This is a genomic window from Serratia sp. A07 (assembly GCF_058725505.1).
Window position 1 is genome coordinate 112,464 of sequence record NZ_JBZXDO010000013.1, and the last position, 9,989, is coordinate 122,452.

Here is a 9,989-nt window from a genome sequence, read left to right on the forward strand (position 1 = left end):
CTTTCCCCCTGGCTCAAAAGAGCAGTTTGCCGATCGCCTCGCCCGCCTCATCCGGCACCCGGCGCACTTCGCACTCCACGCCCAGCGCCGCCAGCGCGCGAAACGCGGCCACGTCGCCGTCGTCCAGCGACACCGTTTTGTGCACCTGCCGCTTCCCCTCGGCGAAGTGCATATTGCCGACGTTGACGAACCGGATCGGCACCCCGCCGCGCACCAGCGTCAACACGTCCTGCGGCGTTTTGCACACCAGAAAAATCTTCTGCCGATCCGCCGCCTTGTGGATCACGTCGATGGTTTTCTGCAGCGTGAAGTAGCGGGTCTGCACCCCTTCCGCCACCACCATGTCCATCAGGTTCTGCTGCACCGGATCGGCGGCCGCCTCGTCGTTGGCCACCACCACTAGGTTGGCGCCGAGGGTGTTGGTCCAGGTCACGCCCACCTGGCCGTGCACCAGGCGATTGTCGATACGGGTCATTAAAATGTTCGGCATGCTAGCGGCCCTCCGGGTAGCAGGCGGCGTGATAATCGTCGAGCACCTGCGTCACTTTATGCAGCACCCACTCCTGCGGATCGGCGCTCAATTCGCCGGCGTTCATCGCCCGCGCCTGATCCGGCAGGTACTGGCTGAGCAGCGCCAGCGGCGCCGGGCTGCGGCGCAGGTTGTCCAGCAAACCGTCGACCGCCTGCTGCACCTGCGGCTGCGGCCAGTAGTAACGCACCCGATCGCTCAGGCTGTAGTGGCGATCGAGATACTGCTGGTGCGGCGTGCCGTGGTAGTAGCGGCTCCACTGCTGCGGCTGCTCGCGCATCACCTGCTCCAGCGTGGCGCACAGCTGCGCCGACTGGCGTTCCCCCAGCCATTCACGCTCGATGCGATCGAGGGCGAACAGCGCTTCGCGCAGCGCGAAGGTCAGCGCCGGCCCCACCTTCAGGATGGCGAAGTGATCGCGCACCAGTTGGCGGTAGGCCTGCGGTGGTTGGTAGTCCGTAGAGTGCGCTTCATAGATCATGCCCGGCTGCCGTTCGATGAAATGGCTCAATGCGTCGGCGCGCTGCGGTTGGTAATGCTCAACGCTGTGGTGATCGAACTCGACGCCCGGCTGTACCACCAGCGCGATAGTTCGCTGCCAGGCATCGTTCAGCTCGGCTTTTTGCCAGGCGATGCGGTGCGTTTCCAGCGTTTGCGCCACCGCCTGCGGCGTGGTGACCTGCAGACCCGCCAGCGCCTCCTGCGCGCCGCCCGGCACCGGCACTTCGGTGCCGATCACATAAACCGGCGCTTCGCCGCCGCTCTGCGCCCAGGCCCGCTCCGCCACCGCGCACAGGCGCGCCGCACGCTCGGCGACCGTGGCATCCCCCAGGGGCGAGGGATCGCCGGCGCACGACATGGAACAATCGAGGTGAATTTTGCGAAATCCAGCGCGAACGTAATCGTCGATCAAGGTTTCCGCCAGCGCCATCGCCTCCTGAGCCGGGCGATCTTGCCAGGCGTTGGGCCCCAGATGATCGCCGCCCAGCCACACTCTCTCGCGCGCCAGGCCAACCTCATCCGCCAGGCGCCACAGCGCATCGCGGAACTGGGCCGCCGTTTGGCCGGTATAGCCGCCGAACTGATTGACCTGGTTGGACGTCGCCTCTACCAATACCGGCGTGCCGCGCGCTTTGGCCTGCCGCAGCGCGGCCTTCAGAACCCAGGGATGGGCGGAACAGACGGAAAAGATCCCGACCGGCATACCGGCCTTGTGCTGCTCGACAAGCTGTAACAACTGCTGCATGAAGCCCCCATGCAGGCGCCCTGCTACCGATCGGCGATGATGACCTCCACGCCCAGCTCGGTTAACGCCCGCTCGTAATCGTCCGGAAGACGGCTGTCGGTGATCAGCCGATGGATTTGTCCGGCTTCGCGAATCATGCAAAAGCTCTTGCGACCGAATTTGCTGGCATCCGCCACCGCGATAATCTCGCGCGCCACCTCGCACATTACGCGATTGAGGTGCGCCTCACCGGGGTGAGGCGTGGTGATGCCGGCGCTCAGATCGAACCCGTCGACGCCCAAAAACAGCTTGTCGAAGCGGTACTGACGCAATTGCTGCTCGGCAGCCGGACCGTAGAGCGAGTAAGAGTTGCGGCGCACGCTGCCCCCCAGCACCATGACCTCCACCCCGTCGTTTCCCGAAAGCTCGTAGGCAATGTTCAGCGCATTGGTCATCACCACCAGATCGCGCCGCCCCTTCAGGAACGGCACGATCTGCGCGGTGGTGGAACCGGAATCGAGGATCAGCGCATCGCCGTCGCGCACATAGCCGGCCGCCGCGTTGGCGATCAGCGTTTTGACGTCGCGATTCAACCGCCCTTTGTCCCGCAGCGGCCGATCGAAAGCGAATTGCTGATTGAGCATCGCGCCGCCGTAAGCGCGCAGCGCACACCCTTTTCGTTCCAGAAAGCGCAGATCGTTGCGGATCGTCACCGTGGATACCGCAAACTGTTTGCTGAGCTGCTCCACGCGTACGCTGCCGTGCTCGCATAACAGATCGATGATGTGTTCACGTCGCTTTGCGGTATTCACTGGCATGAGCTGCGGTCCTCAGGTTTCCGGCATCGCCGGGGAGAAGATGGCTTTCGCTCTACTGCGCTGGCATTACAGCAAAGCGAAAGCAATGAAATTGTGATCGGGCTTACAGCCCCGTTTTAGCAAAAAAACCGCCAAAAAACCTTTCGAATCGAAACGGATCGAAAAGCCAAAAAGCGGAAAGGGGGAAAAGTGAAATGCCATGACGGGCGCGAACGCCGGGGGGCCACGGAGCCGGCGGTGAGGAAAGCGAAAGCGGCGCATGGCGCGCCCCGCGCCATGACTTTTAGTTCACTCAGTGACCAGGATCACATAATGGCAATTATCCTGCGGCCGGCAGGGGTTAACCGCCATCATCCCGCCGGCCCGTCCCCTTGTCAGCGTGAGCCATCTTCCCTACACTTGCGATCGGATACCGCCAATTTGTCGGTACGTAAGCGTTAACGTCAATCAACGCATCACGCCATGCAGCACTGATTGACTGCATGCCCTGGTGCGAGGAACCCATGCCGCAACCCGCTTCATCCCCAACGTCCACCGCGACCCCGCGTCGCCGTTTACACCGCCCTGTCCTGCTGATCGTCGGCATTATGCTGATCGCGGCCAACCTGCGCGCCGCCCTGACCAGCGTCGGCCCACTGTTGGAGCAGATCCAGCAACAGCTGGCGTTGTCCGCCACCGCCGCCGGCCTGATCAACTCGTTGCCGCTGATCCTGTTCGCCGTTCTCTCGCCATTGACTCCGGCGCTGGCGAAACGCATCGGCATCGAGCGCACCCTGGGCCTCGCCCTCGCGCTGCTGGTCTGCGGCATCGCGCTACGTTCCCTGCCGCAAGACGCCATGCTCTGGCCGGGCAGCATCCTGATCGGCGCCGCCATTGCCTTCGCCAACGTGGTGCTGCCGACGCTGGTGAAAAGAGATTTCCCGCATCGGGCCGCCGCGATGATCGCCGCCTATGCGGCGGTGATGTCACTGGTTGCTGCCATCGCCTCCGGTCTGGCGGTGCCGCTGGCTGCCCTGGCCGACCTCGGCTGGCGGTTCTCTTTGCTGTGCTGGGGTTTGCCCGCCTTGCTGGCGCTGCTGGTGTGGCTGCCGCAGCTACGGCGCTCGGCCACTCCCGCCACCAAAGAACCGCAGCCGACGGAGCCACAGCGCTATCGTTCTCCCTGGGGCAGCGCGCTGGGCTGGCAAGTGGCGATGTTCATGGGGCTGCAATCGATCGCCTTCTACACCATCATCGGTTGGTTCAGCGCCTTTGCCGCCAGCCACGGCACTTCCGCCCAGCAGGCAGGATTCGAGCTGTTCGTTTACCAGGTGGTCGCGATCGTCGCCAACTTTGTCATGGTGGTGATTTTGCCGCGGGCGCGCGATCAGCGGGCAATCGCGCTGGGCAGTTCCCTGCTGATCTTTATCGGCGTCGGAGGATTATTGGTGCAACCCGCCAGTTCACTGGTGTGGCTGACGTTTGCCGGATTGGGGGCGGGGAGTTCGCTGGTGCTGGCACTGTCGTTTTTTGGCTTACGCAGTCAGCATCATCATCAGGCGACGCTGCTGTCGGGTATGGCGCAATCCGTCGGCTATTTGTTGGCGGCGCTGGGGCCCACGTTGTTCGGCCTGCTGCACGATCTGACGGATGGCTGGCGTTTGCCGCTGATCGTCCTGCTGTGCCTGACCGTTTTGCAAATGCTGTTCGGCGCGCTGGCCGGCCGCAGCCGCGTGATCAGCTAGCGCCGTTGGGCGATGGGCCGTGCCGGCTCAGGCGCGCTATCCTGCCACAAGTCTTCAATGAAGGCGCGTTGCTCATCGCTCAACACCCACGAAGGCGGAATTTTGGACTGCGCACGACGCTGTGCGCCCTCACGGTTTTTAGCCTGCTTTTTGTTCACAAGTCGCCTTCCTGCTTAACCTACTTAATTCAGTAACCAATAAATCACGGCGCCGATGAGTAGCCAAAACAGCCCACTCCCGATAAATACGCACAGCCATGCTTTACGTTTGATATCTGATCCATCCTTGCTCACCACAGCGCCCTCAACCAATAGATTAAACCATTCAAATTGAGATTATTGATCTATTTTAACGATCGATAAAGTCGTTTTTTCCTATGGCATTTTAAAAAACTGCTGCTACCCATAGACCTGCACTGCAGCCTCAGTAAGGACGGCACCGTGGATACCCTTGTTATCGGCAGCCGTTAACTTGTATTGATAGGCGAACGAATGTGCAGTGTGCCACACCTTGAGAGGTCAAAATTAAACCACTAGTAAATAATTCAGCAGTCAATTATTTGACTGGTCATAAGGCAAATCGGCAACAGACCGCGCTGAAGGGGGGAGAGAAAATGAAGCGACGTACTGAAATCCTGCGGGGGAGCACCGGCCCGTTTTAGTCTCGCCCGGGCCGGCGTGAGTTAACCGATTCTACTGACGGAATCCCGGCTGGCGTGTTCACGCTCAATGCCGGTCAACTCGCGTAAATGGCCTGAGCGCATCTCAAGCAGCCGATCGGCGTGTTCAAAGTAGTGATCGTCATGGCTGATGGCAAACACCGTTTTGCCCAGCGCGCGCAATTCAGGCAACAGCTCGCGATAGAAAATCCGCCGGAACTGCGGATCCTGATCTGCGGCCCATTCATCCAACAGCAGAATATCGCGCTGCTCTGCCACCGCCAACAACAGAGCCAGGCGTTTACGCTGCCCCTGCGACAGCTGCGGGTTGGTCACCCTGGTGCCGTCGAACTGCAGTTTGCTTTTCATATTCAACCGCTCGAGCCAGCCGGCGACCAATTCCGCATCGGGTTCACCACCTTCCGGCCCCTGCAAGCGATCGAACTGATGAAAATCGGTGAAAATCGCCGAAAACAGCCGACGGTAGTCCGGCATATCCGCCGCGGTCTGTGCGACGCCATCCAGAACGATGTGCCCGCTCACCGGTTGGTACAACCCGGTCAACAACATCGCCAGCGTTGACTTGCCGCTGCCGTTGCCGCCGATCAGAAAGACCAACTCACCACGGCGCAGCGTCAGATTGAGCGGCCCGACGGCAAAACCGGGCTGCTGTTCGGTATCCGCATAGTGAAAAACCACGTCGCGTAGCTCCAGCGTCTGCCAGGAACGGCCAACGGCGGCAGGAAACGCCGCTTGATACTCGGCCAGGCGCAGCGTCTTCAGCTTGTTAAAGGCCACTTCGGCGCTGACCAGCGTCGGAAACGCCCCGACCGCCTGCAGTAATGGCGTGCGCAAGAACAGCAGCGTCAGTGAATAGGTGGCGGCCACCGCCGAGTCCGCCCATCCCAGACTGTTGGCCATAAAGAACACCAGCCCAATCGCGCCCAACATCATGATATTTGACCAGTTGAGCGCGCTCAAATGAAAGGTGTCGGCGCGAATGATATGGTAGCGATAAGCTTGCGCATCGGGCTGATAGGCCTGTTCGTACAGCGCCTGCGCCCGCTTGCGGTTCAACGTCAGCTCCTTACGACCGTCAATCACCGACTCATAACGATGATAGAGACGCTCTTCAGACTCACGCAAACTGGCCATATGACGATAAACCCGTGACACCAGGCAGCCGCTGCCCACGACGGTCACTGCCACCCAGACTGCCGTGACCGCCAGCATTTTCGGTGATAGCCACCCCAGATAGGCCGCCGCCCCCAGGGTTAAAATCACCCCTTGAACCAGCTCAGGCAAGCGCACGAAGGCGACGGTAATATTGCGGATATCGCTGGACAGGCTGGCCAACAATGAGGCACTACCCAATTGTTCAAGGCGTTCAATATCGGTATCCAAAATGCGCTTCACCAGCTGCCCACGCAGGCGATAGACGAAGTAATGGCCCAATGTCGTCAGCGCCAATTGCGAGCCCAGCGTGACCGCTATCAGCAATGCCAGCAGGGCGAGAAACATCGGCAGCACGGCCAATGCATTGCCGCCGGCCTCCATCAGGTATTGATTGATAAATGCAATGATACCGATGCCTAAACCGGCGCTGGCCATGGTCAGCGCCATGACAGCCAGAAATGGCCAACGGTACTGGTGATAAACCACCCGTAGCAGTTCCATGAAAAAACCTCTGAAGTCGCGATCTGGCAGGCATTGTAAGCGGCGTGAGAATGAGATCAAGACGAATTCTCATCACAATTTATCAAGCACCGATCAGAGAGAGAGGGTATCTCGTGGTTGCCTGACGGATGCAAACTCTCCATGAGGCTCTTACAGAGATGCTAAATATTCGCTAATTAAATAGCCTCATGAAATAAATTAAATAACCATATAAAACAAAAAATATATTCACTTGAAAAATGAAAAAATAGAAAAGATAAAAAAACCATCTATTAATAAATGAAATTATTTATTTCCTTTGCCGCCCATTATGCTCCAATGCTTTAATAAAACTTCATGATAGAAATCGCCAACATCAAAGACGCAGGAAAGAAAAATGAAAAAAAGGAAATTTCTCAGTCAGGTTGAAATTGAGCAGCTGATTGCTGCCGTGCATGAGGGGAAAAATAGCATTCGAGATCGTTGTCTACTATTAATGTGCTTTATTCACGGTTTACGGGTTAGCGAACTGCGTGCTTTACGCCTGGAGGATATTGATCTTACCTCCAATCGGATCCATATATCCCGGCTGAAAAACGGGTTTTCCGTTCAGCATCCGATCCAACCGCGAGAACGGCAGGCGCTGTTACATTGGTTGACCCAGCGGACGAGCTATCCTGACGCAGAGGCTCCATGGTTATTCCTGTCGCGCCACGGCGGACAAATATCACGTCAGCAGCTGTATCGATTAATGAGAATGTATGGCGAAATGGCCGGTATTAGCGTTCAGGTCCATCCTCACATGTTGCGACACTCCTGCGGCTACGCCCTTGCGGATAAGGGGATCGATACGCGTTTGATTCAAGATTATTTAGGACACAAAAATATCCAGAATACGGTGATCTACACCGCGACCAACGTAGAACGATTCCGCGCAATCAGCATTTAATCTCACAATGAGAATAACTAGGCGGGATCTCGTCCTTTGCTAAACAGCGCATCGAGTTTGGTACAAACATCAGATGGGAAGATGCAGCCCGGCACGTCATTAACGGCCTACTCCAGCACGACTTTAACGCCGAGCTGCTTTTCATGCCTCAGCGCCCAGGGGCACGCCGCACTGGTTATGCTAGCGGTAAACCTGCCGATAAATCATAACGCCATACCCTTTCATTAAAAGCTAGGTCCCCTTTGACCATTTCCCCCCCAATTGCCGCGTAATATTGCCGTGCAAAGAAAACAGTTCGCTGTCATTCTTTACCTGCAATTTACGCATGGCGCTGCATTTATGCGCGCTGATCGTCTTGATGCTGCGGCGTTGCAACTCGGCGATTTGCCGCAGGCTCATACCGTTAAACAAAAAGGCCAAAACGTCGCTCTCACAGCGGGTCAACTTTCGCGTGCTAACCTCCTCTCCACTCACGGAAGGCGCCAGAAAAGCCCCAATCTGCGGACTCAACACACGTTCCCCCAGCAACACGCGATTAAAAAACTCCGCCACCAGCGGCAAAGCGTCATCTCTGGCAACGATGCTGACATTAGGCTGGTTCAACAGGCGCCCTAACTCTTCTGCATTCTGGCAGCAGGTATAGACGATTACCCGCAAGTCGGGCAGCTGCGTGCTCAGAGCCAGCAATGTTTCTCTGCCCTGAGCCACGGTCTCATCTTCGCCGTCCATTTCGGTAATCAGCACGTCGGCCTGCTGATAGACCACGCTGTCCGCCACCGCGCGGACGCTGGTTTCCTTTACGACGACTTTTGCCTGGGTTGGCAGCGTTTTTAAAAAACTCGCCAACCCTTCCAACGTTAATGGACATCTGTCCATTATCGCTATGTTCAGCGGTTGCTGACGCCATAAATGCATAATCTGCTCCTGTGCTTGCTTAGCCGAAAGGCATTTCGCGCATGCCTAGCGAACAAAGGATGAACCTTGCGCAGCCATCCATTTCCCCTGAAGGTACAATTCCCCATCGCTGTGAAATCCCAACTTCAACATCGCATTGCGTTTATGGGTGCTGACGGTGCGTATATCACGGCACATCGTTAACGCCACGTTGGTTACGCTTTTACCGGAAAACAGCTGGGTCAGCACATCCAACTCCTTCGCCGTCAGGGGCTTGTCAGCCGTCGCTTCATGCAACTGACGTTGACGCACCCGATGGCTGAAACTGCTGCAGCCCGTCAAAACCTGTTGGACGCAGTGAGTCAACGCAATGGCCGGCTCCTGCTTCAACATCAGGCCGCTGATGCCGGAGGCGATCAGTTGCCGCAGCAGTCTGGGTTCATCCAGCGCCGTGCAAATGACTATCGCGGTGTCCGGCGAGTTTTCGCGGACTTCAGCGATCAACCGGAAACCGTCCAATACCGACTCTGATTTACCGCACAAATCCATCACCAATAAGCGGTGCACATGCTGAGTGAATAAGGTTCTCAATGCCACCAGGTTAGTCACCTGCCGAACGTTGTCGGGCTGCAGGCCGCAGGACTCAATCAAGCGATTTCTCATCCCCAACGCCGTGATGAGGCAGGGCTCCATGATGGCCACGGCCCCCGTCGTTGCCTTACCGGCCGCCAAAGTCGTTCTTGATGGATAATTACTATTCATATCATCACCTTAAATCTGTCGTTAGCATTCCACTTAGGACGGTCTTTTGTCTACTGATAGACAAAAGTGACCTGCAGGACACCCTCTATCGAGCCAGGCGTAGAACCGCCATTGGTGCTGTATGCCCGCGCCCGCAAATTGAATTTGGCTTCATGCGTCGCCTGATTAACTGACTGGGTCATGCTCTTGCCATTGCCCAGGTTTGCTCCCTGGTTGTTTTGCAATTCAATTTGGACCCGACGAGAACCGCCGGTGCTTTTATATAAGCTGGTGCTTTCCTCAGCGGCCGTCCCGCTGAAGGTCGCGACAACCGACGTGGTGGTACTCGGGCAGTTTTTTAGCGTCAAAGGGAACTCCACCCAAGGGCTGGAGGCCCCGGAGGTCGCCAGGACGGCGGCGGAAATGTCATCCCCCAGATTGACCGAAATCGAGCCGTTTGCGCCGTCGATTTCGCAGGGCGCCGCTTTGATGTTGCCGGTAATGACGAGTTTTGATGTGGCTTGCGCTGTCGGCATGGCCAAGAGCAACAGGCCAGCCAGCGCCAATTTGCAGCTGATACCGCTAATAACCTTCCCCATACTTTATTCCTTCTCGTTAAACGCCGGGCACGGCCCGCTACCGTTGAAATATCCGTTTATTGAATTTCTGCCTGAATGGTCGCCGTTGCATTGAACTGCCCGACGGCAGGGAGCTGGCCTATCTGACGACAATTAATCTGGCCGGTTCGCGACAATTATTTTGGCCGGTTTGTAATCTGAGATCACAACCTACTCA

The 9,989-nt window shown here is 57.5% G+C and carries 11 protein-coding genes; 2 read left to right on the forward strand and 9 right to left on the reverse strand.

Annotation, left to right across the window (positions count from 1 at the left end; translation table 11 throughout):
• Positions 1-13 precede the first annotated feature (13 nt).
• The 3 genes from agaV to agaR are packed head-to-tail and all read right to left on the reverse strand — an operon-like array spanning position 14 to position 2,572.
• The gene (gene agaV / locus AC4PR2_RS15070; protein WP_019455696.1) at positions 14-490 is read right to left on the reverse strand and encodes a PTS N-acetylgalactosamine transporter subunit IIB; all 477 of its coding nucleotides are present in this window, start codon (positions 488-490) and stop codon (positions 14-16) included.
• A 1-nt stretch (position 491) separates the two neighbouring features.
• Positions 492-1,775 (reverse strand): D-tagatose-bisphosphate aldolase, class II, non-catalytic subunit, encoded by a 1,284-nt coding sequence (locus AC4PR2_RS15075; protein ID WP_060422965.1) that lies wholly within the window; start codon positions 1,773-1,775, stop codon positions 492-494.
• A gap of 23 nt (positions 1,776-1,798) precedes the next feature.
• Positions 1,799-2,572 (reverse strand): transcriptional repressor AgaR, encoded by a 774-nt coding sequence (agaR, locus tag AC4PR2_RS15080; protein WP_004931804.1) that lies wholly within the window; start codon positions 2,570-2,572, stop codon positions 1,799-1,801.
• A gap of 503 nt (positions 2,573-3,075) precedes the next feature.
• Between agaR and AC4PR2_RS15085 the strand changes: the two genes are divergently transcribed.
• A complete protein-coding gene (locus AC4PR2_RS15085; RefSeq protein WP_070914503.1) occupies positions 3,076-4,296 on the forward strand; it encodes a CynX/NimT family MFS transporter in 1,221 nt (406 codons plus the stop codon).
• On the opposite strand, the gene AC4PR2_RS15090 is transcribed toward AC4PR2_RS15085, so the two are convergent.
• The 3 genes from AC4PR2_RS15090 to AC4PR2_RS15100 all read right to left on the reverse strand — a co-directional run bounded on the left by AC4PR2_RS15090 (position 4,293) and on the right by AC4PR2_RS15100 (position 6,631).
• Complete coding sequence (locus AC4PR2_RS15090; protein ID WP_197834309.1) at positions 4,293-4,454, reverse strand: YciX family protein; 162 nt, start codon at positions 4,452-4,454, stop codon at positions 4,293-4,295. The genes AC4PR2_RS15085 and AC4PR2_RS15090 overlap by 4 nt on opposite strands.
• Positions 4,455-4,478: 24 nt before the next feature.
• Positions 4,479-4,592, reverse strand: a complete 114-nt coding sequence (locus tag AC4PR2_RS15095; RefSeq protein ID WP_072265486.1) for a YmiA family putative membrane protein — start codon at positions 4,590-4,592, stop codon at positions 4,479-4,481.
• A gap of 386 nt (positions 4,593-4,978) precedes the next feature.
• Positions 4,979-6,631 (reverse strand): multidrug ABC transporter permease/ATP-binding protein, encoded by a 1,653-nt coding sequence (locus AC4PR2_RS15100; RefSeq protein ID WP_308344986.1) that lies wholly within the window; start codon positions 6,629-6,631, stop codon positions 4,979-4,981.
• A gap of 376 nt (positions 6,632-7,007) precedes the next feature.
• Here AC4PR2_RS15100 and AC4PR2_RS15105 point away from each other — a divergent pair, with 376 nt between their 5' ends.
• A complete protein-coding gene (locus AC4PR2_RS15105; RefSeq protein ID WP_141960106.1) occupies positions 7,008-7,559 on the forward strand; it encodes a tyrosine-type DNA invertase in 552 nt (183 codons plus the stop codon).
• A 231-nt stretch (positions 7,560-7,790) separates the two neighbouring features.
• Here the strand turns inward: AC4PR2_RS15105 and AC4PR2_RS15110 are convergent, their stop codons facing one another.
• From AC4PR2_RS15110 to AC4PR2_RS15120, 3 genes are read right to left on the reverse strand one after another with little or no spacing between them, the layout of a single operon-like run.
• On the reverse strand, positions 7,791-8,474 hold the full coding sequence (locus tag AC4PR2_RS15110; RefSeq protein ID WP_055313678.1) for a LuxR C-terminal-related transcriptional regulator: 684 nt from the start codon (positions 8,472-8,474) through the stop codon (positions 7,791-7,793).
• Positions 8,475-8,519: 45 nt separating this feature from the next.
• A complete protein-coding gene (locus tag AC4PR2_RS15115) occupies positions 8,520-9,215 on the reverse strand; it encodes a LuxR C-terminal-related transcriptional regulator (RefSeq protein ID WP_100396826.1) in 696 nt (231 codons plus the stop codon).
• Between the two features lie 50 nt (positions 9,216-9,265).
• Positions 9,266-9,793 (reverse strand): fimbrial protein, encoded by a 528-nt coding sequence (locus AC4PR2_RS15120; RefSeq protein WP_055313676.1) that lies wholly within the window; start codon positions 9,791-9,793, stop codon positions 9,266-9,268.
• Positions 9,794-9,989: the final 196 nt, after the last annotated feature.